The 22,373-nt window shown below is 67.2% G+C and carries 23 protein-coding genes; 16 read left to right on the top strand and 7 right to left on the bottom strand.

Translation table 11 applies throughout. The annotated features are described in order from the left end of the window. Position 1: 1 nt before the first annotated feature. Together M2428_RS13385 and arfB are read right to left on the bottom strand one after the other, a co-directional pair. Positions 2–592, bottom strand: a complete 591-nt coding sequence (locus M2428_RS13385) for a low molecular weight phosphatase family protein (RefSeq protein WP_277526429.1) — start codon at positions 590–592, stop codon at positions 2–4. A 214-nt stretch (positions 593–806) separates the two neighbouring features. Continuing rightward, complete coding sequence (gene arfB / locus M2428_RS13380; protein WP_277526428.1) at positions 807–1,229, bottom strand: alternative ribosome rescue aminoacyl-tRNA hydrolase ArfB; 423 nt, start codon at positions 1,227–1,229, stop codon at positions 807–809. Between the two features lie 141 nt (positions 1,230–1,370). Here arfB and M2428_RS13375 point away from each other — a divergent pair, with 141 nt between their 5' ends. Next, positions 1,371–2,273, top strand: a complete 903-nt coding sequence (locus tag M2428_RS13375; RefSeq protein WP_277526427.1) for a M23 family metallopeptidase — start codon at positions 1,371–1,373, stop codon at positions 2,271–2,273. On the opposite strand, the gene M2428_RS13370 is transcribed toward M2428_RS13375, so the two are convergent. Next, on the bottom strand, positions 2,266–3,615 hold the full coding sequence (locus tag M2428_RS13370; protein ID WP_277526426.1) for a permease prefix domain 1-containing protein: 1,350 nt from the start codon (positions 3,613–3,615) through the stop codon (positions 2,266–2,268). The genes M2428_RS13375 and M2428_RS13370 overlap by 8 nt on opposite strands. Further along, positions 3,615–3,977 carry a helix-turn-helix transcriptional regulator gene (locus tag M2428_RS13365; RefSeq protein ID WP_277526425.1) on the bottom strand — a complete coding sequence of 121 codons (363 nt, stop codon included), beginning with the start codon at positions 3,975–3,977 and terminating at the stop codon, positions 3,615–3,617. The genes M2428_RS13370 and M2428_RS13365 overlap by 1 nt, the downstream gene beginning before the upstream one ends. A 184-nt stretch (positions 3,978–4,161) precedes the next feature. Here M2428_RS13365 and paaA point away from each other — a divergent pair, with 184 nt between their 5' ends. The 7 genes from paaA to galU all read left to right on the top strand — a co-directional run bounded on the left by paaA (position 4,162) and on the right by galU (position 10,147). Further along, positions 4,162–5,193: a 1,2-phenylacetyl-CoA epoxidase subunit PaaA gene (paaA, locus tag M2428_RS13360; RefSeq protein ID WP_277526424.1), complete on the top strand. Its 1,032-nt coding sequence runs from the start codon at positions 4,162–4,164 to the stop codon at positions 5,191–5,193. Next, positions 5,190–5,609: a 1,2-phenylacetyl-CoA epoxidase subunit PaaB gene (paaB, locus tag M2428_RS13355; RefSeq protein ID WP_277526423.1), complete on the top strand. Its 420-nt coding sequence runs from the start codon at positions 5,190–5,192 to the stop codon at positions 5,607–5,609. Before paaA ends, paaB begins: the two co-directional genes overlap by 4 nt. A gap of 20 nt (positions 5,610–5,629) precedes the next feature. Beyond that, positions 5,630–6,520: a 1,2-phenylacetyl-CoA epoxidase subunit PaaC gene (paaC, locus tag M2428_RS13350; RefSeq protein ID WP_277526477.1), complete on the top strand. Its 891-nt coding sequence runs from the start codon at positions 5,630–5,632 to the stop codon at positions 6,518–6,520. 11 nt (positions 6,521–6,531) lie between these two features. Then, positions 6,532–7,086 (top strand): 1,2-phenylacetyl-CoA epoxidase subunit PaaD, encoded by a 555-nt coding sequence (paaD, locus tag M2428_RS13345; protein WP_277526476.1) that lies wholly within the window; start codon positions 6,532–6,534, stop codon positions 7,084–7,086. A 15-nt stretch (positions 7,087–7,101) separates the two neighbouring features. After that, positions 7,102–8,340 (top strand): 1,2-phenylacetyl-CoA epoxidase subunit PaaE, encoded by a 1,239-nt coding sequence (paaE, locus tag M2428_RS13340; protein ID WP_277526422.1) that lies wholly within the window; start codon positions 7,102–7,104, stop codon positions 8,338–8,340. Between the two features lie 39 nt (positions 8,341–8,379). Then, entirely contained in the window at positions 8,380–9,159 is a 780-nt protein-coding gene (locus M2428_RS13335) for an enoyl-CoA hydratase/isomerase family protein (RefSeq protein ID WP_277526421.1), read from the top strand. A 97-nt stretch (positions 9,160–9,256) separates the two neighbouring features. Then, a complete protein-coding gene (galU, locus tag M2428_RS13330) occupies positions 9,257–10,147 on the top strand; it encodes a UTP--glucose-1-phosphate uridylyltransferase GalU (protein ID WP_277526420.1) in 891 nt (296 codons plus the stop codon). Here the strand turns inward: galU and M2428_RS13325 are convergent. Beyond that, on the bottom strand, positions 10,144–10,608 hold the full coding sequence (locus M2428_RS13325) for an Lrp/AsnC family transcriptional regulator (protein ID WP_277526419.1): 465 nt from the start codon (positions 10,606–10,608) through the stop codon (positions 10,144–10,146). The genes galU and M2428_RS13325 overlap by 4 nt on opposite strands. 159 nt (positions 10,609–10,767) lie before the next feature. Between M2428_RS13325 and pdhA the strand changes: the two genes are divergently transcribed. The 3 genes from pdhA to M2428_RS13310 are packed head-to-tail and all read left to right on the top strand — an operon-like array spanning position 10,768 to position 14,668. After that, complete coding sequence (gene pdhA, locus M2428_RS13320; protein ID WP_277526418.1) at positions 10,768–11,991, top strand: pyruvate dehydrogenase (acetyl-transferring) E1 component subunit alpha; 1,224 nt, start codon at positions 10,768–10,770, stop codon at positions 11,989–11,991. Further along, positions 11,988–13,100, top strand: coding sequence for an alpha-ketoacid dehydrogenase subunit beta (locus tag M2428_RS13315; protein ID WP_277526417.1), 1,113 nt, complete (start codon positions 11,988–11,990; stop codon positions 13,098–13,100). The genes pdhA and M2428_RS13315 overlap by 4 nt, the downstream gene beginning before the upstream one ends. A 2-nt stretch (positions 13,101–13,102) precedes the next feature. Then, complete coding sequence (locus M2428_RS13310) at positions 13,103–14,668, top strand: dihydrolipoamide acetyltransferase family protein (protein WP_277526416.1); 1,566 nt, start codon at positions 13,103–13,105, stop codon at positions 14,666–14,668. 59 nt (positions 14,669–14,727) lie between these two features. Here the strand turns inward: M2428_RS13310 and M2428_RS13305 are convergent, their stop codons facing one another. After that, a complete protein-coding gene (locus M2428_RS13305; RefSeq protein ID WP_277526415.1) occupies positions 14,728–15,357 on the bottom strand; it encodes a TMEM175 family protein in 630 nt (209 codons plus the stop codon). Between the two features lie 245 nt (positions 15,358–15,602). Here M2428_RS13305 and M2428_RS13300 point away from each other — a divergent pair, with 245 nt between their 5' ends. The 4 genes from M2428_RS13300 to M2428_RS13285 all read left to right on the top strand — a co-directional run bounded on the left by M2428_RS13300 (position 15,603) and on the right by M2428_RS13285 (position 19,848). After that, entirely contained in the window at positions 15,603–16,418 is an 816-nt protein-coding gene (locus tag M2428_RS13300; RefSeq protein WP_277526414.1) for an MBL fold metallo-hydrolase, read from the top strand. 117 nt (positions 16,419–16,535) lie between these two features. Next, a complete protein-coding gene (locus M2428_RS13295) occupies positions 16,536–17,822 on the top strand; it encodes a MinD/ParA family protein (protein ID WP_277526413.1) in 1,287 nt (428 codons plus the stop codon). Positions 17,823–17,857: 35 nt separating this feature from the next. After that, positions 17,858–18,595 carry a GAF and ANTAR domain-containing protein gene (locus tag M2428_RS13290; RefSeq protein ID WP_277526412.1) on the top strand — a complete coding sequence of 246 codons (738 nt, stop codon included), beginning with the start codon at positions 17,858–17,860 and terminating at the stop codon, positions 18,593–18,595. Between the two features lie 38 nt (positions 18,596–18,633). Continuing rightward, positions 18,634–19,848, top strand: a complete 1,215-nt coding sequence (locus M2428_RS13285; protein WP_277526411.1) for an MFS transporter — start codon at positions 18,634–18,636, stop codon at positions 19,846–19,848. Here the strand turns inward: M2428_RS13285 and M2428_RS13280 are convergent. Continuing rightward, positions 19,826–20,860 carry a phosphatase PAP2 family protein gene (locus M2428_RS13280; protein WP_277526410.1) on the bottom strand — a complete coding sequence of 345 codons (1,035 nt, stop codon included), beginning with the start codon at positions 20,858–20,860 and terminating at the stop codon, positions 19,826–19,828. The two genes, M2428_RS13285 and M2428_RS13280, sit on opposite strands and share 23 nt — an antisense overlap. 317 nt (positions 20,861–21,177) lie before the next feature. Between M2428_RS13280 and M2428_RS13275 the strand changes: the two genes are divergently transcribed. Then, on the top strand, positions 21,178–22,215 hold the full coding sequence (locus M2428_RS13275) for an o-succinylbenzoate synthase (RefSeq protein WP_277526409.1): 1,038 nt from the start codon (positions 21,178–21,180) through the stop codon (positions 22,213–22,215). Positions 22,216–22,373 lie beyond the last annotated feature (158 nt).

The following is a 22,373-nucleotide window of genomic DNA, read 5'->3' as shown; positions in this document are numbered from 1 at the left end:
CTCAGCTGCGGTGGCGTGCGAACCGCAGAACGGCGAGGATGGCCGGGGCGAGTTCGTCCATCATCTGGTCGTAGGACTCCTGCCCGCCTCGGTAGGGATCCACAACGTCGTTGTCGGAGGCGTCCTTGGGCAGTGCCAAGTGCCTTACTGACGCCGCCTGGCCGGGGAGTTCCCGCCAAAAGGCCGAAATGTCACTGGTAGGGGAGGGCACGTCGCGCTGCTCAAGGACCTCAAGCATTCGGGCGAACTCGCGGATAGTAAAGGTGCGCTTCAGCAATGAGGCATCCATCTGCATCACCTCACCGCGATGCCTAGCGGTCATCGTCAACACCAGATCGGACTCCTTGAGGATCGCTGGCGTGAGTTGCCGGGCCGCAAAGCCGTCCGGCGTTCCGCCATAGGTCCTGATGATGTCCGCAGAGAGCGGCTGGATCGGCTCGCCCACCATCGCCCGAGTGCCGGCGCTCCGCACCTCAAAGGAACCGGGTTGCACCTGGTCCAGGCCAGCTTGCAGCAGGCGCTCGGCCACCGGCGAGCGGCAGATGTTGCCGGTGCAGACCGTCAGGATCCGAACGGGGCGGGGCGATTGCAAGGTTTAACCAACTTCCATTAGCGAGACTCTGGCCAGCGGCATGGTTTCCGAGTCTAGCTGTGCATGGATCAGCATGTTCAGTCAGTCATAAGTAGCGGCGCAGGCACATGCGATCGCGAGGATCCTCCAAGCCCTGTACGTCATAGGAACGAAACCCAGCCGCGCTCGCCCGGGCTGTGACGCTCGGGGGCGGCCTTGAGCTGACTGGACGGAACTACTCGGCGGACGGCCGCTGTCGTTGCCGTTTCGTCGCTGCCCGCTGTTCCTTTGCGGCGAGGCGTCGACGGTTCGAGCCCCGGGTGGGTTTGGTGGCGCGGCGGCGAGCAGCTTCGGGAGCAAGCCCCTCTGCCACGAGGGCGGAGAGCTTGGCCAGTGCGATCTCGCGGTTGCGCAGCTGAGAGCGCCGCTCCGAAGCGGTCACGGTGATCACCCCGGCGATGAGGCGTTGGCCGAGACGCCTGAGCAGCATCAGCCGTTGGTCATCCGAGAGCGCCGCCGAGTCGGCGATGCTCCACGAGAGTTCCACGCGGCTGTCTGAGGTGTTGACGTGTTGACCGCCCGGCCCGGACGAACGCGAGAACCGCCAGCCGAGTTCCGAGGCGGGAATGGTGAGCGCGGGTGACACCTCCAGATCCATGCCACTAGCCTTGCACGATATGGGCGCGATCAATGCCACTCCCATGGCCTAGGAACGCACAGTTCCCGCCGCGTAAAATCAGCTAATCGACCAGTTGCTGGCGAACGGAGCGAACGACACGTCCTCGGGCCGCCAGCCCGTATGAAAAGCGACAACACAGTGCGCAGGACCACAAATGCGTCCAGCCGGAGCCCAGTCGTCGCCTTCGTGGCGGCGGCGATCGGTGTCGCACTCGTGATCGTTCTACTCGTTGTCTTCTCGGGATCCGACTGGTTACATAGTCCAGACCCGAAAAATAGTCCAGACCCGAAATCGACAGGGGTCCCGTCCGCGGCCGCCGACGAATTATCACCGATCACGGCCACCACCCTCGGTTCCTCGGTGCTGCCGATCAACGGATCTCTGCACGCCGCGCAGCGCTTCGCCATCGACTGGATCCGTCTTGACGGCGAGGGCCGGCTTGTCAACGGCGACCCATCCAATGTGCACAGCTACACCGCGTATGGAGCCGACATCGTTGCCGTTTCCGGCGGCACCGTCGTGGGCGCGCTGAATACCCTCGACGACCAGAACCCCGGCCGTCTGCCCGATCCCAGCACGATCACGCTCGAGAACGTTCTCGGCAACCACGTCACGGTACGCCACAGCGACGGCCGCTACGCCACGTACGCCCACATGCAGAAGGGCTCGGTCACCGTCGAAGTGGGCGACAGTGTCCTGCCCGGCCAGACGCTGGGCAAGATCGGCAACACCGGAAACACCTCCGCGCCGCACCTGCACTTCCAGATCACGGAAGGGAGGTCGGTGCTCGGTTCGGCCGGACTGCCGTTCGTCTTCGACCGCTTCAGGCTGCAAGGCCAGATGGACGCGCAGCGGTGGGCGACTGCCACGACGCTGGAGGGCACGTGGAACGAGGGCCTTCTCCCGAGCCCGAGTCCGCGCAGCTCTGAGATCCCGCTCGACGTCGACATTATTGACTTCGGGGGACCGGCGCTGACGGCAGCGACTGCGTTCCCGGCCCGGGGCAGAGGCAGCACTAGATGAAGCCGAAGACGGGCGGGAAGACCACCACCACAACTGTTGCCCAGGCGCCGTAGATCGGCAGGTAGCGGGTTTGCCAGCGCTCCACGGCAGCAAACGGGAGGCGCCCGCGCAGGAATCCGACGGCGAGCCAGGCCGCGCGCAACAAGTGCACCAGCAGCAGCAGGTTCAGGCCGAGCGCGGCGATCTTGTTGGGGCTGTAGCCGAACTCGGCGATACGGGCCAGCATCGCAGTCAGCATCACGGCATCGACCGCAAGGGCCGCGATGACGAGGGCCAACTGCAATGCATCGAACAGTCCGGGAGGGGCGAGCGGGTCGCGGGCGGAAATCGAATAGAGCAGCAGGCAGAGGACGAGCACCAGGATTGCGTCCAGGAGGATGAGCAGGTTTCGGTCGATGTCGACGAAACCGCCCGCGGTGGCCAGCACGGCCAAAAGGACCAGCAGCATGGCAACGGTCAGCGGTGTGAAAACGCGGGTGAGGACGGGGGCGATATTTTCCACAACCTGTTGCTTGGCCTCGACGAGCCAGGCCGCGACCACGAGAGCCCCGGGCACAGCGAAGGGCAGGACCCAGTCTTCCAGGACCGGCTGGAAATCGACACCAATTCCCCGGAGGGTTGCGAGTGTGAGGGCGATCAGGACCGCGCCGCCCAGCGCCAGCAACGTGTAGTAGACCGCAAGCTCGCCGGTGAACCGGACGAAGTCCATGCGGCGCTTGTCGGACCGCCACCTCCCGCCGACGTAGGCCAGGCCGGTCAGCAGCCACAGGATGACCGGGGCGTGCAGGGCGGCGAGCATCCCGGTGGACCCGGCTGGGGCGAACGGGTAGAGGTTGAGGGCGACCGCGAGGGCCGCAAACGGGACGATCAGTGTCGCCGCCACCGCACCGGTTATTCGCCGCTTCCACGCGAAGTACGCGGCCAGGAAGGGGAATACGAGCAGGCCCAGGTTGCGCATCAGGGCTGCGCCGTCGTCGAACCAGGCAGAGCCGGCCTTGACCGCCACGCCCGCCCCGACGGCGAGTGCGAGGACGACGGCCAGCTCGCGCCACGGGGACGCGTTGGCGTCGTCGGAGCCGGCCGGTACCAGGACGAGCTGCTTCCACAGCCGGTCGGAGTGCTCACGGGCAAATTCGCGTGAGACGGCGTCCAGGTTGCCCAGGCGCTTGATGGCGACGAGAAAGGCCTCCTCGTCGTCGAGGCCGGTCGCCTGCCGATCGGCGATTTGCTCGCGCAGGTGGTCCTCCAGCTCGTCGACGTCGGAGGGGGAGATCGCACGGTTCCGCTGAACGTATCCGCGCCACCGCTCGATCTGGGCCTCCAGCTCAGCGTGTGGCGTCATCACGCCCACCCCTCAGTCGCGGCAGCCGGCCCTTGAGTTGTCTGCCACACCTGGCGCAGCGCGTCTGCGACGACGGTCCACTGCTCCTGGCGGTCGGCGAGGGCGTCCCGGCCCGCCGGCGTGATGGTGTAGTGCTTGCGCCGGCGCCCGGCGTCGGACGTACCCCACAGCGAGGACACGTAACCGAGCCGCTCGAGTCGGTGCAGCAGCGGATAGAGCATTCCGTCGGTCCACTGCATACCGCCGCCCGAGAGCTCACTCACTCGCTTGAGGATTGCGTAGCCGTACAGGTCGCCGTCCGCCAAGATGCCCAGCACAAGAGGAGTGGCTGAAGCGGCGACCAGGTCCTTATCAATGCGCACTGCGCCTCCTAATACCTAGGACTGATACGTAGGACTGAAAGGTATCAAACATAGTAGCTCTAGGTATAGACGTCCTGGCGCGGCGGTTGACCCGCAAACCTTTGTCCTTGACGCATCTCGCGCCTTCCGCATATCCTGAACGAACGGTCGGTAATTATTTATCGGAAATTCATTAGGAGCAACCATGGCATCGCAGACCCTGCAGTCAGTGCCCGCCGAGCCATCGCCGGTACGGCATGAACCGAGCCCCGAGGACGCGGCCCGGCGCGACGCCGAGGGCCAGGCATACTTCGACAAGGTCATGGCGGAGGATTCCCGGATCGAGCCGCGTGACTGGATGCCCCCGGCCTACCGCAAAACGCTCCTGCGCCAGATCTCCCAACATGCCCACTCGGAGATCATTGGCATGCAGCCCGAGGCCAACTGGATCTCGCGCGCCCCGAGCCTGAAGCGCAAGGCCATCCTCATGGCCAAGGTCCAGGACGAGGCCGGCCACGGACTCTATCTCTACTCCGCCGCCGAAACCCTCGGCCAGCCGCGTGATCAGATGATGCAGGACCTGATGGACGGCAAGGCCAAGTACTCCTCCATCTTCAACTACCCGGCCCGCACCTGGGCCGACATGGGTGCCATCGGCTGGATGGTCGACGGCGCCGCGATCGCCAACCAGGTGCCGCTCTGCCGCGCATCCTTCGGCCCCTACGGCCGGGCCATGGTCCGGGTGTGCAAGGAAGAGTCCTTCCACCAGCGCCAGGGCTTTGAGATTCTGCTGGAACTCTCCCACGGCACCCCCGAACAGAAGCAGATGGCGCAGGACGCGGTGAACCGCTGGTATGCCCCGGCCCTGATGATGTTTGGGCCCCCGGATGACGACTCGCCCAACTCCAAGCAGTCCATGGCCTGGAACATCAAGCGATTCAGCAATGACGAACTCCGCAACCGGTTTGTCGGCATGATGATGGAGCAGGTCAAGGTCCTCGGCCTGACGCTGCCTGACAAGGACATCCGGTTCAACGAGGAAACCAAGAAGTGGGAGCACGGGCCGCTGGACTGGGCCGAATTCCATGAAGTCCTGGCCGGCCGCGGCCCCTGCAACGCCCAGCGCCTGGAACGGCGCCGCGAGGCACACCAGAACGGCGCGTGGGTGCGCGAAGCCGCAGCCGCATACGCGGAAAAGCAGGCCAAGAAGCAAGCAGAGAAGGAATTTGCAGCATGACCCCCCACGGCAACCCGGAGTTCCCGGCAAGTACTGCAGACAGCGGCTCCCGCTCCATTGACAAGGCGGAAGATCAGTCAGCAGACCGGACGAACGCGGCCGCAGCCGCCGAGATCCGCCCGACCGGCGTAACAGGCAACGTCTGGCCCATCTGGGAAGTATTTGTCCGCTCCAGCCGCGGCCTGTCCCACGTCCACGCAGGATCCCTGCACGCACCCGACGCGGCCATGGCCCTGCGCAACGCCCGGGACCTCTACACCCGCCGCAACGAAGGGGTGTCCATCTGGGTGGTCCCGGCCGAGGCCATCGCCTCCAGCGACCCCGATTCCAAAGGTTCCTTCTTTGAATCCCCCCAGGGCAAGGACTACCGCCACGCCACGTACTACACCAAGAGTGAGGGCGTGAAGCACCTGTGAGCACTACTCCTGAAACAGACATGCACGACGGCGGCCACGGCGACATCTCCGTCGGCGTATCCGGCGCCGCCGGGGACAGCGGAGCCAGCGCCACCCGCATCACCCCCGGCAACGCCCTCCGCCCGGAAGACATCGCGCTGGCCGTCAGTCGCGGCGCCGCGAAGCCGAGCGAAGACGTCGCCGAGTTCGCCCTGCGCCTGGGCGACGACGCCCTGATCCTGGCCCAGCGCCTGGGCCACTGGATCTCCCGCGCGCCGGAGCTCGAAGAGGACGTCGCCCTCGGCAACATCGCCCTGGACGAACTCGGCCATGCCCGGTCCCTCCTCAGCTACGCCGGCGGACTGGACGGGCGCAGCGAAGACGATCTCGCCTACCTCCGCCGCGAGCACGAGTTCCGCTCGGCGGCGCTCTTCGAACAGCCGAACGGGGACTTCGCCGTCACCATTGCCCGGCAGTTCGTGGTCAGCTACTACCAGTTCGAGCTCTACCGCCGGCTGACGTCCTCCACCGACTCCACCCTGGCCGGCATCGCCGCCAAGGCGGTCAAGGAAGTGGACTACCACCGGGACCACAGCGCCCAGTGGGTCCTGCGCCTGGCCCTCGGCACCGACGAATCACGCCGGCGCATGATCCACGCGTTCAAAGTCATCTGGCCCTACGTTGATGAGCTGTTCCGCGACGACGAACTTACCGGACGCCTCAGCGAAGCCGGCGCCGCGCCCCAGCCCTCGAGCCTGCGCGAGGACTTCGACCGGCTCACCGGCGAGGTCCTGGCCGAAGCCGAACTCGAGGTCCCGAACGTGCAGCCGACACCGGGCGGGGGCCGCCGCGGCCTGCACTCCGAACACCTCGGCTACATCCTCGCCGAGATGCAGGTGCTCGCCCGCGAGTACCCCGGAGCCAGCTGGTAGGCACCATGGAAATGTTTGTCTCCGATCCGGAAACCGCCGAGCGCCGCAACGCCGCCAAGGGCAACACCGCCCAGGAGAAAGCCTGGGCGGTGGCTGCCACAGTGTGCGACCCCGAAATCCCGGTCCTCAGCATTGCGGACCTCGGCATCCTGCGCGATGTCCAGCTCTACGACGACGGCGGGATGGTTCCCGCCGTCCAGGTCACCATCACCCCGACGTACTCGGGGTGCCCCGCCATGGACGCCATCCGGGATGACCTCACCGCGGCTTTCAACCGCGCGGGGTACCCGAGCGTGAGGGTCGAACTAGTCCTCTCTCCGGCCTGGACCACCGACTGGATGAGCGAGGACGGCAGGGCCAAGCTGGAGCAGTACGGGATCGCCCCGCCGTCGGGCCACTCGGCAGTCCGGCACACCGGCCCGGTCCGGCTCGCGCTCGCCGTCAAATGTCCCCAGTGCTCATCGCTGAACACCAAAGAACTCACCCGTTTCGGTTCCACCTCCTGCAAGGCCCTCTACGTGTGCCAGGACTGCAAGGAACCGTTCGACTACTTCAAAGTTTTGTAAGGAACAGGTGCCTCCATGAAGGTTGTCCGCCAGACCGCCGCGGAGTCGGCCGCAGCCACCGGCCGCCGTCGTGCGTCCTTCCACTCCCTGACGGTGGACGAGGTCCGCCGGCTCACCGACGACGCCATCGAGGTGACGTTCGGGGTCCCGGCCGAGCTCGCCGGACAGTTCGACTACCTGCCGGGCCAGTACGTCGCGCTGCGCACCACCCTGCCCGACGCCGACGGGCAGCCGCACGAGATCCGCCGCAGCTACTCGATCTGCGCCGAACCGCGCAGTTTCGCGGACGGCAGCAGCGAAATCCGGGTGGCCATCAAGAAGGACCTCGGGGGCCTGTTCTCCACGTGGGCCAACGCCGAACTCAGGGCCGGGGACGTGCTGGACGTCATGAGCCCCATGGGTGCCTTTGTCTCCAAGCACGGCCGCGACGGCAAGTCCGTGGAGCAGAACGTCATGAACTCCATGAACCATCCGCAGGAGATGGCCACCGAACTGGCGGGGGAGCCCGGCTCGTTCGTGGCGATCGCCGCAGGCTCCGGCATCACCCCCGTGATCGCCATCGCCCGCACCCTGCTGGCGGCCCACCCGGAGACCCGCTTCGACCTCATCTACGCCAACAAGGCCGCCATGGACGTGATGTTCCTCGAAGAACTCGCGGACCTGAAGGACAAATACCCGGCCCGGCTGGCGCTGCACCACGTGCTCTCGCGTGAACAGCGGATCGCGCCGCTTCTCAGCGGCAGGATTGACGCCGAAAAGCTGCAGGCGCTGCTGGGCACCGCCATCCACGCTGACGACGTCGACGAATGGTTCCTCTGCGGCCCGTTCGAACTCGTCCAGCTGTGCCGGGACACCCTCGCCGCGCGCGGCGTCGCCCCGGAGCACGTCCGCTTTGAACTGTTCACCTCCGGCAAGCCGGACCGCCCGGAGGGCAACATTGGCCGGCCTGTGGTCGCGGACGAATCCAAAGAGACCTACAAGATCACGTTCAAGCTGGACGGCCTGCAGGGCGAAGTGGCGAGCCCCACCCACGCCCGCGAATCCATCCTCAACGCAGCCCTCCGCGTCCGCCCCGACGTGCCGTTCGCCTGCGCCGGCGGCGTCTGCGGCACCTGCCGGGCCAAGCTGGTCAGCGGCAATGTCAGCATGGACGAGAACTACGCCCTGGAGCAGGACGAGCTCGACAAGGGCTACGTTCTGACCTGCCAGTCCCACCCCACCACACCGGAAGTCACGGTCGACTTCGACGTCTAGGTTTTTTCGGCGCCCGCCTTTTCGAATCCAAGGAGCCCCATGATTTCCCTGTCCATCGCCGACGGCGTTGCCGAGGTCGTACTCGATGCCCCGCACAAGCTGAACTCCCTCGACGAGCAGGCACTCGCGGATTTGTCCCGGGCGTACGACGACGCCGCTGACGCCGCCGCGCGCGGCGAGGTCCGCGCACTGCTGCTCCGCGGCGAGGGTCGCGCCTTCTGCGCCGGCCGGGACATTGCCGGCGTGACCCCGGAGAGCGACGACGCGCAGGCGTACCTGGGCGGGCTCGTCCAGCCGCTGCTCAAGAAAATGAGCGCTTTCCCCGCGCCCACGTTCGCCGCGGCGCAGGGCGCTTGCCTCGGTGTGGGGCTGGGCCTGCTGCTGGCCACGGATGTGGTCTACGTGGCGGAGAATGCCAAGTTCGGCTCACCGTTCGCCAAGCTCGGCGCCACCCTCGATTCCGGCGGGCACTGGTATTTCACCGAGCGCCTTGGCATGCACCGGACCCTGGACCTGATCTACACTGCGGAGCTCATGAGCGGCGCCGACGCCGTGGCGCAGGGCCTGTTCAGCCGAGCCATGCCCGCGGCGGAACTGCTGGAGAACACCCGGGCCATCGTGGCCGGCGTTGCCACCGGCGCCACCGGTGCGTTCAGGGCCAGCAAGGAGCTCGTGGCGCACATCCGGGACCAGCGGCTGGGGCTGTGGGAGGCCATGGAAGAGGAAAACGCAGAGCAGGCACGGCTGTGCAAGAGCGAGGACTACGCCGAGGGTTTCCGCGCCTTCCAGGAGAAGCGCAGCCCGGTTTTCAAGGGCTGACAGGCGGCCCGGCGGGGTACGCGGAAACGCGTTGCCCGGGTACTCGTCTTTGCCCCGAAGCATTCTCATTTCCGTAACCCGCTTGTAAAGTTCGGTTATGAGTCTGGGGAGATCTGTAACTAAAGCTGTCATACCCGCGGCGGGGCTGGGAACGCGCTTCCTGCCGGCCACAAAGGCAATGCCCAAGGAAATGCTGCCGGTGGTCGACCAGCCGGCCATCCAATACGTCGTAGAAGAAGCCGTCCGGGCCGGGCTGACGGATCTGCTGATGGTTACCGGGCGCCAGAAGCGTGCGCTGGAGGACCACTTCGATCGCGAGCCTTCGCTGGAGCACGCCCTTGAACTCAAGGGTGATTTCGACAGGCTGGAGGCCGTCCGCCACGCTTCCCGCCTGGGCCCGCTGCACTATGTGCGCCAGGGCGACCCCAAAGGGCTCGGCCATGCGGTCCTCTGCGCCCGCCAACACGTGGGCTATGAACCCTTCGCCGTCCTGCTGGGCGATGACCTGATCGACGAGCGGGACGAGCTGCTGACCACCATGATGGACGTCCAGGCCCGGACCGGCGGCTCCGTCGTGGCCCTGATCGAGGTGGATCCCGTGGAAATCAGTGCCTACGGCTGCGCCGACATTTCGGTGGTGCCGGGCCAGGACCATGTGCGGATCAACCGGCTCGTGGAGAAACCCGCCATCGCCGATGCCCCGTCGAACCTGGCCGTGATCGGCCGGTACGTCCTGCATCCGGAGATTTTCGATGTCCTGGAGGACACTCCGCCCGGCCGCGGCGGCGAAATCCAGCTCACCGATGCGCTGCAGACCCTTGCCGTGTCCGACGGCGAGGGCGCCGGCGTCTACGGCGTGGTCTTCCGGGGCCGCCGGTACGACACCGGAGACAAACTCAGCTACCTCAAGGCGGTCATCTCGATCGCGGCCGAGCGGGTGGAGTTCGGCGAGGAGCTCCGGGCCTGGATGAAGGCGTTCGTGAGCTAGCGCGTGTCCACGTCTTCGAACACCAGGAAGGTCTGGGTGTCCAGGACGCCGGGCATGGACTGCAGCTGGTCGAAGATCACCCGGCGAAGGTCAATGTTGTCCACAGCGCGCACCAGCAGGATGACATCGAAGTCCCCGCCCACCAGCGCGATGTGATGGACCTCCGGGATGGCGCGCAGGAGTTCGCGCAGCTCGCGCCAGGAATGCTGGCGCACCTTCAGCGTGACGTAGGCCGACGACTTCAAGCCGGCCTTGATGGGATCCACCAGGGCGGTGAACTTGGTCAGGACGCCTTCACCGGTGAGCCGGGCAATCCGGGTGTACGCGTGGGCGCGGGAAATGTGGACGTTCTCGGCCACCTGGGTCACGGACATCCGGCCGTCCCGGGTCAGCTCCGCAATGATGTTCCGGTCCACATCGTCCAGCGGCACCGCCACCTGCTCCGCCTCAAGCCCTGCCATTCGTCTACAACCCCCGCCGGTAATCCAGCTCACACTTACGATTCGTCTTCCAGAGTAGGGCAAATTTGTGGACTTCTCCACGGTTTGCCGCGGAGGTGGATACGAAACAGCGGCTGGCGGCATACTGGGAAAGATTAGTGGCTACAGAAGGATTGACCAATGACGATCTCCGCAGACCATGCTGCGCAGCGACCCGCGCAGCAGGTCGCACAGCAAGATCCAGCCAGTGATGCCGTGAGCAAGTTCGGCATCACGGTTGAGGACTACATGCTCCCGGCCCGCCACCAGATCCAGATGGTCGGCCCCGACGGCACCCTGAATCCGCACACGGAACAGGGCACCCAGCCCGGGCACGAATACAGCCTGCCCAGCGAGGCCGAACTGCTGGCCGCCTACGAGCAGCTCGTCGTCGGCCGCCGCGTCAATGACCAGAACTCCGCGCTGGTCCGGCAGGGCCGCATGGCCGTCTACCCCTCCAGCCACGGCCAGGAGGCGTGCCAGGTTGCCGCCGCACTGTGCCTTGCCGAGGGTGACTGGCTGTTCCCCACCTACCGTGACTCCGTGGCCGTCATGGCCCGCGGCGTGGACCCTGTGCAGACCATGACGCTCTTCCGCGGCGACTGGCACGGCGGCTACGATCCCGCCAAGAACAAGGTCGGCATCCAGTGCACCCCGCTGACCACCCAGCTGCTGCACGGCGTCGGCGTTGCCCACGCCGCCAAGCTGCGCGGCGAGGACACCGTGGTCTTGGCCATGTGCGGCGACGGCGCCACCAGCGAAGGCGACTTCCACGAGGCCCTGAACTTCGCCGCCGTCTTCCACCTGCCCGTGGTCTTCTTCGTCCAGAACAACCAGTACGCGATCTCCGTGCCGCTCGCGCACCAGTCGGTTGCGCCCTCGCTGGCCCACAAGGCCGTGGGCTACGGCATGGCCGGCGAACGCGTGGACGGCAACGACGTCGTGGCCCTGCTCGCCGTCCTGGGCCGGGCCGTCAAGCTCGCCCGGGAAGGTTCCGGCCCGCTGCTCGTGGAGGCGCACACCTACCGGATGCAGGCGCACACCAACGCCGACGACGCCACCCGCTACCGGCAGGACAGCGAAGTCGCCGAATGGGTGGCCAAGGATCCGCTGAGCCGGATGCAGACCTACCTGACGGACCGCGGCCTGCTGGACGATGACCGCGCCGCCAGGATCGCAGACAAGGCCGAAGCAGTTGCCACGCAGCTGCGCGAAGGCCTCAGCGAAGAGGTCCCGGTGGAACCGCAGGACCTCTTCAAGTACGTCTTCTCCACCCCTACCCCACAGCTGAAGGAACAGTCAGCCATGCTCGCCGACGAACTGGCCCGCGACGCCGCATCCACCGCTACGGAGGCCGGCAAATGAGCCCCACCATCACCACGTCCTCCGAGGCGAACGGCAACGTCAGCGCCGCGACTGCCCGCGCGGCCGCGAAGGCTGCAGCCACCGCAGAACTGACCGGCCCGCAGACCATCACGCTGGCCAAGGCGCTCAACACCGCCATGGCTGACGCCATGCACGCGGACCCCTCGGTCCTGGTCTTCGGCGAGGATGTCGGCATGCTCGGCGGCGTCTTCCGCATCACGGACGGGCTCACCAAGACCTTCGGCACGAGCCGCTGCTTCGACACCCCGCTGGCCGAATCCGGAATCGTCGGCATGGCCGTGGGCATGGCCATGAACGGCATGCGCCCGGTCATCGAGATGCAGTTCGACGCGTTCGCCTACCCGGCCTTCGAACAGATCGTCAGCCACGTCGCCAAGATGCACAACCGCACCAAGGGCGCCGTGAAGCTGCCCATGGTCATCCGGGTTCCGTACGCCGGCGGCATCGGGGGAGTGGAGCACCACTGCGACTCCTCCGAGGCCTACTACGCGCACACCGCCGGCCTGAAGGTCTTCACCCCCGCCACCGTGGCCGACGGCTACCGGATGCTCCGCGAAGCCATCGACTCCGACGACCCCGTCATGTTCATGGAGCCCAAGAAGCTGTACTGGTCCAAGGACCAGGTGGACCTGGACGCGCTGCGCGCCGAGCACGCCGCGAACACCGAGCGCGGCACCTCCTCCGAGGGCCGGGCCGCCGTCGCCCGCCCCGGCACCGACGCCACGCTGATCGCCTACGGGCCGTCCGTCCCCACGGCGCTCGCCGCCGCGGCCGCCGCCGCCGAGGAAGGCCGCTCGCTGGAAGTGATCGACGTCCGCTCGATCGTGCCGTTCGACGACGAGACCGTCTGCGCCTCGGTCCGCAAGACCGGCCGCGCCGTAGTGATCGCCGAGGCCCACGGCTTCGCGTCCGTGGCCTCGGAAATCGTCGCCCGGGTCCAGGAACGCTGCTTCCACCATCTGGCGGCGCCGATCCGCCGCGTCACCGGCTTTGACGTGCCCTACCCGGCGCCCAAGCTCGAGCACTACTACCTGCCCGGCGTGGACCGCATCCTCGACGCCGTTGACGACCTCCAGTGGGAAGACTGACCATGAGCGAACCGAAAGTATTCCTCCTGCCGGACCTGGGCGAAGGCCTTACCGAAGCCGAACTCGTGAACTGGCTCGTGGCCGTGGGCGACGAGATCCGCGTTGACCAGCCGATCGCCGAGGTGGAGACGGCGAAGTCCATGGTGGAGGTGCCCTCGCCGTACGCCGGCACCGTGGCCGTGCTGCACGGCGAGCCCGGCCAGACGCTCGACGTCGGCAAGCCGCTGATCTCGGTGATGCCGGTTGGTGCTGGTGTTTCTGTCGGCGCCGCCCCCAGTGGGGCCGGCGCGGATGATGCCGCCCCCGCCCCTTCGCCGGACGGCATTGCTGCAAGCAGCATGCCGTCCGGCTCCGACAGGCCCGATGCCACTCCCGGGGCGGCATCATCCGCGTCGGCTGTCGCTGCTGGCTCACCGTCCGCTTCCGCTGTTGCGGCTGAGGCGTACCGCGAGGAAGAGAAGGCTGGGTCTGGGAATGTCTTGATTGGTTATGGGACGCCGGGCGGGCATGGGGTTGCCAGGCGGAGCCGGGCTCCTAAGCGGGCCGCCGCTACTTCGGTCGCTGAGCCTGCCAGCGGGGTGTCTGCAGCCGAGAAGGCTGCCGATGACCTGGTGCTGCTGCGGACCCGGGTGCCGGGGAAATTGGGCGCGGTTATTTCTCCGCTGGTTCGCCGGATGGCGCGCGATCATGGGGTTGATTTGGGGGACCTCCAGGGGTCGGGGGCCAGCGGGCTCATCATGCGGCGCGACGTCGAAGCCGTCATCAAGCCGTCACCGGTGGTTGAGCGCCCGGCCGAGGAACCGGCCGTGGAGCCGGCCGCGGCGTCGGGCACCGATGCGCGCACCGGGCTGGGCATTTCCGGACGCACAGCGGTCCGTGGAGTGCGCAAGGCGGTCGCGGCGAACATGACGCGCAGCCGGTCCGAGATCCCGGAAGCCACGGTGTGGGTGGACGTGGACGCCACGGCGCTCGTGGAGATGCGTGCGGCGCTGAAGAAGGCCGACCCGCACAACACCCCGGGCCTGCTGGCTTTCATCGCCCGGTTCGTCACTGCCGGGCTGAAGAAGTTCCCTGAGCTGAACACCAGGATCGTGACCACTGAGGATGCTGCGGGCGGCATGATGCAGGAGATTGTGGCCTTCGACGGCGTCAACCTCGGTTTTGCGGCGCAGACCGACCGCGGACTGATGGTGCCGTCGGTGCGGAACGCGGACAAGCTCAGTGCCCGCGAACTGGACGCCGAGATCCGCCGCCTCACCGCCGTCGTGCGCGAGGGCAAAGCGACCCCGGCGGAGCTGGGCAGCGGCACCTTCACGCTGAACAACTACGGCGTGTTCGGGGTTGACGGTTCCGCCGCGATCATCAACCACCCCGAAGTGGGGATCCTGGGCGTCGGGCGGATCATCGACAAGCCTTGGGTGGTCAACGGTGAGCTCGCGGTCCGTAAGGTCACCGAGCTGACCCTCACGTTCGACCACCGGGTGTGCGACGGGGGCACCGCGGGCGGCTTCCTGCGTTATGTCGCCGACGCGATCGAGAACCCGGGCACTGCGCTCGCAGACATGTGAGCCCCGCCCCGCCCGGGGATTCCCGGGCGGGGCGGGACCGCACGGTCAGTTCTGTGCGGTTAGTTCTGTGCGGGTCCTGCGCTCGTCTCCGCCCGCGCGGAAAGCCACCGCGCCAGCCACGACGCCGGCAGGAGCAGCAGCCACAAAAACGGCGTGTAGGCGTTGAGGGCGAACGCCGCCGGAATCGAGACGACGAAGACCAAGGCCACGGCCAGGCGCGCGTAAAAGATGCGGCGGTGCACGTGGGCGGCCATCTCGCGGTCCATCAGCCCGGCGTGTTTGGCGTAGCCCCAAATGGCCGCCAGCATCAGATAGACCGCGGCAATGTTGGCGGCGTACAAAACGCTGGGCCACGGAGTGGGGTCGTCCCCGTAGTCGCTGAGGATCGACGTTGGAGCGGGCAGCATGGCAATGAAGAACAAGAGGGCCAGATTCAGCCAGGCCAGGTTCGCATTGAAGCGGCGAATGAGGGCAAAATCGGAGTGATGGGACATCCATGTCTTGGCGATGATGGCAAAGGACAGGGCGTACGCCAGCAACTGCGGCCAGGCCGCGATCAGGGCGCTGTCCAGCTGCTCGGCTGGGATGCCCTCGGGCAGTTTCAGGTCCAGGGCCAAGAGGGTCAGGGCGATGGCGAAGACGGCATCGCTGAAGAACACCATCCGCTCCAGGGAAGTACCGGCATTCAACGGGAGCCACCCCCAATCATTCGGGTGAGCACCTGGCTCATCGACGGAAGTAGGCCACAGGCTACTCCGCGGTGGGGGCTAAGACGAGGGCCTCCGGGCAGAGCCGCCACAGGGGCGGGACGGGCATGCCCTGAAGGGAATTGCCATCCGACACGGGTAGAATCGAGGCCTGTGCAGCGCACCAAACACCGCACCAACAAGACCGCACAAACACGCCGGAAAAGCGTCGGAAATACGGAGATTCAATGTCACGATGGCTCGAAGTCGGTCCAGACAACTACGTACTGACAACTCAAGGTTCCCTGCTCAACACGGGTCTGGTGGTCGGCACCGAGCGCGCCATGGTGATCGACACCGGGGGCGGCCCCCGGCAGGGCCGTGAGATCCTGGCGGCCGTGCGGGAAAAGACCGCGCTGCCTCTAGTGGTCGTCAACACGCACGCCCACTACGACCACTTCTTCGGCAATGCCGTCTTCGCCGACGACGGCGTCACGGAATTCTGGGCGCACGAGAACTGCGCTGCGGAAATCGAGGAGAACGGTGATGAGCAGCGCCGGTTCGTGGCCTCGTCGGAACCGGAAATGGCAGCCGGGCAGGGCTCCGACGCCGAGCTGGTGGTTCCGAACGCCATAGTGAAGGACCAGCCCGTCCTCGTGGATCTTGGCGGGCAGACCGCCACCTTGTTCTATCTGGGCCGCGGCCACACCGACGGTGACCTCCTGGTCGGCACGGCGAGCACCCTTTTCGCCGGCGATCTCGTGGAACAGGGTTCCCACCCATCCTTCGAGGACTCATTCCCGGAAGACTGGGCCGACGCCCTCCGGCACCTCTCCGCGCTGCGGCACCGCTACGAATTCCTGATTCCCGGCCACGGCGAACCGTGCTCGGACCAGTTCGTCAAGACCATGGCCAACACCATGACCACGGCAGTCCGGCAGGCAATCCAGGCCACCAGGGAAACCCCGGACGACGCAACCAAGGCCATCCCGATCCTGCCGTACGGCCCCGAGCAGTCGCGCTGGTTTATCAAGCGCCTGCAAGACACAGGGGCCCACCGCTAGGGCCAGGATCTTGGCAGTAATGGTAAGTGTGCTCATTACTGCCCCTAGACTTGTTCCTTGAACGATGTCAATCGAGCACTGCAGCGGTCTGCGCTGTGATCCCTGGGGGGAACGAACATGCCAGAACCGGTCGAAAACAAGACCGCCAACGCCCTCGCTGAAGCTGAAGCAGCTGCAGAGCAGGCCCAACTCCCGCGTCGGAGAGACCGCCGTCGTGGCGACGACTCCGACGCCTGGACAGGAACCATGCCTATCATTTCCAGCAATCAGGCCGAACAGCGCCAGACAGCCCCCAGCGGTTCCTGGGCGGAGGCCGCTGCTGCAGCCGACGCTCCCGCGCGCCCGCAGCCCCAAAAACCGTCCAAGGATCCTGTGCTGAAGCCGCCTGCCCCCGAGGCCGCTCCTGCCGTGCCTGCCCAGCCCGCCCGTTCCACGCGTTCAGCCAGCAGGGCGGCGGCCCTGGCCGACGCCCCGGTGCCCGACTTCATCAGTTCCCCGGGTCTTTTTGTCCGCGAGCAGAAGCCCCGGCCCGTCGGCGGATTCCGCGGGGCGCTCTACAACCTGACCGGCGGCGGGCTGAACCTGGGCCCGAGTGCCAGGCAGCGTGAGGAAGACGAACTGGCCCGGCGCATCTCCCGCCAGCTCCAGGGCAGCTACAATACGGCCGTCCTGAGCCTGAAGGGCGGCATCGGCAAGACCTCCACCACGGTTGGCGTCGGACTGACCCTGGCGGAGTTCCGGGGCGATCCTCCGTGCGCGATCGACGCCAACCCCGATTCCGGCGACCTCGTCGAACGCGCCCTAGGCGAGGGCATCTATCAGCAGCAGAGCCCGCGGACCATCACGGACCTGCTAAGGAACATCGAGTCGGTCGATTCCCTCACGGCCCTGGCCCGCTATATGCACCATGCCGGCAGGCTGCACCTCATTGCCGGTGAACAGGATCCCGAGGTATCGGATTCGCTGACGGCCGAGGAATACCTGCGGATCCGCAAGCTCATCTCCGCCTATTATTCCGTGGCGCTGATCGACTGCGGCACGGGCGTGACGCACAATGCGATGAGCGGCATCCTGCAATCGGCGGACAACCTGATCATCGCTGCCGGCTATGCCGTCAGCGGCGCCAAACGGGCCCGCAGCACCCTTCACTGGCTGGCCAGCCACGGCTACGAAGACCTGGCCCGCAACGCCGTCGTGGTCATCACCGACAAGGACGAGGTGTCCACCCGGGTGGACAAGGACGCTATCGAGGAACACCTGTCCGGCATCTGCCGCCAGCTGATCGCAGTTCCGCACGACCGCGGAGTGGCCGACGGCGACCTCGTCACCCTTGATGTGCTTCGCCCCGAAACGCGGCGCGCCTACCGTGAGATCGCCGCGGCGATCGTCGACGGCTACAACTAAGCGCGCCCACTCTGGCCTCCGCGGTACATTTGAGCATGGCCAACAACTACATCGGGGACGACGCCGCCCGGCACCTGCAGGATTTACTCCTGGGTACCGAAAACGTCGACGACTTCCTGAATCGTCTCGCGGAGTTTTCAGCCGCGTCGCTGAGCCACATGACCGGCGCCGAGATTGAGTGCGGTGTCACGCTCCAGCGCCGTAAACGGACCATGACGGTCGCGGGCAGCAGCCCTCACGCCGTGGTCCTGGACCGCATTGAGCAAGGCTTGGGTTCGGGTCCCTGTATCGAGGCCCTGCGCATCAAGGCCGTGGTCCTGCTGGCAGACGTGGACACCGACCCCCGCTGGCCCGACTACCAGCGCCAGCTTGCCGCCAACGGGTGCCGCAGCACCCTGGGCGTTCCGCTGGAAATCGGTGAAGACGCCGCCGCGGCACTGAACTTCTTCGCGGCGGACACTGGACTCTTCACGGAGGAGACCATTGCCGAAGCGGCCGGATTCGCGGACTTGGCAGGGCGTGCCCTGCGCCTGGCCGTGCGCATCGGGACCGCCCAGTCCCGGGCCGAGGACATGCAGGCCGCCATGGAACACCGCACCTCCATAGATCTCGCCTGTGGTGTGATCATGGCGCAGAACCGCTGCTCCCAGGACGAGGCCATGGCCATCCTGACCCGGGTATCGAGCAACCGGAACCAAAAGCTCAGGGAGGTTGCCGCAGACGTGCTGCGGAACCTCACCAGCGTCGAAGTCCGTACCCACTTCGACGCCTAAGTCAGGGAGGGCCCCGGCGGATGCCTAGGATGAAGGGGATGACCACCACACGCCTCGCCCCCTTCAGCCTCCGTAGCATCGCCGTACCCGCGTTCGGGCCGGCTCTCATGTTCAGCCTGGGCGAGGGCGCGATCCTTCCCGTGGTGGCCCTGTCCGCCCGCGATCTTGGCGCCTCCGTGCCAGGGGCTGCGCTGATTGTCACACTGATTGGCCTCGGATCCTGGTTCTTCAACCTGCCGGCTTCACTGATCACGCTGAAATTCGGGGAACGCTGGGCGATCGTGGGGGCCGCGGCCGCCAGCGCTGTCGCCCTCGCCGCGGCGGCGGTCGCCCCGCTATTTTCCGGCGGGCTCTGGGTGCTGGCGGCGGCGATGGTGGTGGTGGGCATGGCCGCCAGCGTCTTCAGCCTGGCGCGGCAGAAATACCTGACCGAGGCCGTGCCGGTCATGGTCCGGGCGCGGGCGCTGTCCACGCTGGGCGGCGTCAACAGGATCGGGATCTTCATCGGCCCGTTCATCGGCGCCGCCGTGATGCAGTTTGCAGGGATCAGCGGCGCCTACTGGGCCGGCGTCGTGGCCATGGCTGCCGCGGCGGCGGTGTCCGTCACCATCCCCGACCTCGAGGCGAAGCCGCCTCCGGCCGACGGCGTCCCTGCGCAGCAGCCCACCATGCGCGGCATTGCGGTGTCCCACGCCGGCGTCTTCCTTAGCGTGGGGGCCGGGGTCCTGCTCTTGAGCGCGTTGCGCGCCTCGCGCCAGGTGGTCATCCCGCTGTGGGCCGATCACCTGGGTCTGGACCCCACCCAGGCCTCCCTGATCTACGGGATCTCCGGGGCGATCGACATGCTGGTGTTCTATCCGGCCGGAAAGCTGATGGACCGCAAGGGCCGGCAATGGGTGGCCGTGCCGTCCACGCTCATCATGGGCACGGCCATGCTGCTGATCCCGCTCAGCACGGGATTCGTCTCGCTAATGCTGGCTGCGCTCCTGATCGGCTTCGGCAACGGCATCAGCTCCGGTCTGAACATGACGCTCGGGGCCGATTTCTCGCCGGACAACGGCCGCGGCCAGTTCCTGGGCATCTGGCGCTTCATGGCCGACGCCGGCGCCACCGGCGGTCCCGTACTGCTCTCAGCCGTCACCGCCGTCGCGGCCCTGGGGGCCGGCGTGGCTGCGACCGGTGTGATCGGCTTCGCCGCCGCCGCGGTGTTCGCCGTGACCATTCCGCGCCTCAAGCACCGCCGGAACTACTGACGGTCCGGGCGGCCAAGCCGAACAACCACACGCCGGCCACGGTGGCGAGGTAGCCAGCAATGATGATCAGCGACGTTCCGGCCCAGAAGTAGCTGATGGTGCTGATCTGCCCGCCCGGGCCGATGTTCAGCAAGGCATAGGCCGCCACCCCGGCCGCGGCAAGGCCGGTGAGGAGGGGAAGCAGCACCCACACCCTGGCCGAGGCCCAGTGCCCGCCGTACCCGTCCCAGACGTTCCAGCGCGGGCCCCGGCGGATGATCAGCCAGCCGGCCGGGATCATGAAGGCGCCCACCAGCAGGAAGGCCGCCACGACGTCGGCGGGCCTGTGCCACTGGTTGATCAGGGTGGACACGCCCGTGGCGACCGCGAAGCTGCCGCCCAGATAGCCGGCCAGCGGCCGCCAGCGCGGCGAGACCAGCAGGAACACGGCCGCTGCGGCCGAGGCAGCCAGGGTGGTGTGGCCCGAGGGCAGCGAATTCAGTTCCAGTGTCTCGACGCCGCGGTATGGCCGGACCGGGAGGAGGTCCTTCAGGATTTGCGTTGCCACGTTGGCGCCCACGCAAGCAGCAATCGCGATCCCGGCCGCAGACCAGCGGCGCCGCAGGATGGTGACGAAGACCACCACGATTGACGCGATCACCACAGAGAGCGCCGGCAGCCAGTCCAGGAGTTTCGTGGCGGCCTTGCCCACGGTGCCGCTGAGCTCAACGGCTTCGACGAGGGCCGATTCGTCAATGAACTGTCCGGTGGTGGTGCGGACAAAGAAGAAGTAGGTGGCGGCCAGCCCAGCGACGCAGGCAACCGTGGCCAGCACGAACAAGGCGGCCGTGGCCTTGCCGGGGGACCGCTGGGCCCGCGGATCCGGTGTCTGGCGGGCTCGAGGCCGGCGCTCCGGAGGTTCGGGCGGCAGGGCCGTGAGCAGCTGTGTTTCCGCGAGCTGTGTTTTTGGGAGCTGTGTTATCTGGACTCGGGCAGACGGGTCCCAAGGGGTGTGTTCCTGCCGAAAAGTCATGCCATTAAGAGTCCCACAGAACCCTGCGCGCCAGCTGAAGGTCCGGCGCGCGCCGGGTGTAGCGCCCGCCAATAATCGAGTACTCGCTACTCGTGTCCCGCCGGAGCGGGACTCGTAGAGTCGTTTGTGCCGGCGCGGATTATCACCCGGCACTACGCTCCTTGAGCGGGGCCGGCGAAGACGAGTTTCCTGGACCAGGGACTCACCCCCAGTCATCGCCGGCCCATCAAGGACCTCATCAGCCTCCCTGTCCTGCGTCCCCAGCGCTTCGCGTCCCAGTGCGGCATCATAGGACGGCATGCCAGTACAGTGGCACCATGCCCGCCCTCCCCATGGACCCTCCGGCACGTTCCGCCGTGCCCCTGCCCGGCCTCGACGAACTCCTGGCCGGCGCCCATGTTGTGAGCCTGCCGATGCGCGTGAAGTTCCGGGGCATCCTGCAGCGCGAGGCCCTGCTGCTCCGCGGGCCGCTGGGCTGGGGCGAATTCTCTCCCTTCCCCGAGTACGACGACGCCGAGGCCTCCCGCTGGCTTGCGGCCGCCATCGAGGCCGGCTGGGCTGGGTTTCCGGCGCCGTTGCGGGACAGCATCCCGGTCAACGCCACTGTCCCAGCCGTGCCGGCACGCCAGGTGCCCGAGATCCTGGCCCGCTTTGGCCGGGTGGGCGCGGTCAAAGTCAAAGTGGCGGAACGCGGCCAGAGCCTCGACGACGACGCCGCCCGGGTGGCGGCCGTCCGGGAGGCGTTGCCGGACGCCGCGATCCGGGTGGACGCGAACGGCGGCTGGGACGTGCCGGAGGCCGTCACGGCACTCAGGCGGCTCGCCGCCGTCGGGCTCGAATATGCCGAACAGCCCGTGCCGGAGATCGCGGGCCTCGCCGAGGTCCGGCGGCAGCTGCGGGCCGCCGGCGTCCCCGTGCTGATTGCCGCGGATGAGAGCGTGCGCAAGGAAGAGGACCCCCTCAAAGTGGCCCGCGCCGGCGCCGCGGACCTGATCGTGGTCAAGGTCGCCCCGCTCGGGGGAGTGCGGCGCGCCTTGCAAATCGTGGCGCAGGCGGGGCTGCCCGCCGTCGTGAGTTCGGCGTTGGACACCTCGGTGGGCATCCGGGCCGGCCTGGCCCTCGCCGCCGCCCTGCCGGAACTGCCGTACGCCTGCGGCCTGGGGACAGTGTCCCTGCTCGCCGCCGATGTCACGCAGGATTCACTGGTTCCCGACGACGGCGCGATCACCCTCCGCGACGTCCGCCCGGCGCCGGAACTGCTGGACGCACACGCCGCCTCACCGGAACGCCGGGACTGGTGGCTGGACCGGCTGCGGCGCGTACACGCCGTGCTGGCCGCATCGACTGCTCCGTAACTGCCCTTCAGGACCCCGAAAACGGCGTTTACGGAGCAACCGACGGGGTCGGCGGGTACGCCGGATCTTCACACGTTCACCCAGGCTTCATCTGGGAGACGCCTCTCGGTAGCCAGCGGCTGGAAGGGTGGGCGCGACCGCAACTCACCCCATGGAAG

This window comes from Arthrobacter sp. ES3-54, from assembly GCF_029504395.1.
Lineage (GTDB): Bacteria > Actinomycetota > Actinomycetes > Actinomycetales > Micrococcaceae > Arthrobacter.
Note: the sequence above shows the minus strand (reverse complement) of the source record. Positions and strands in the feature narration are given on the sequence as shown.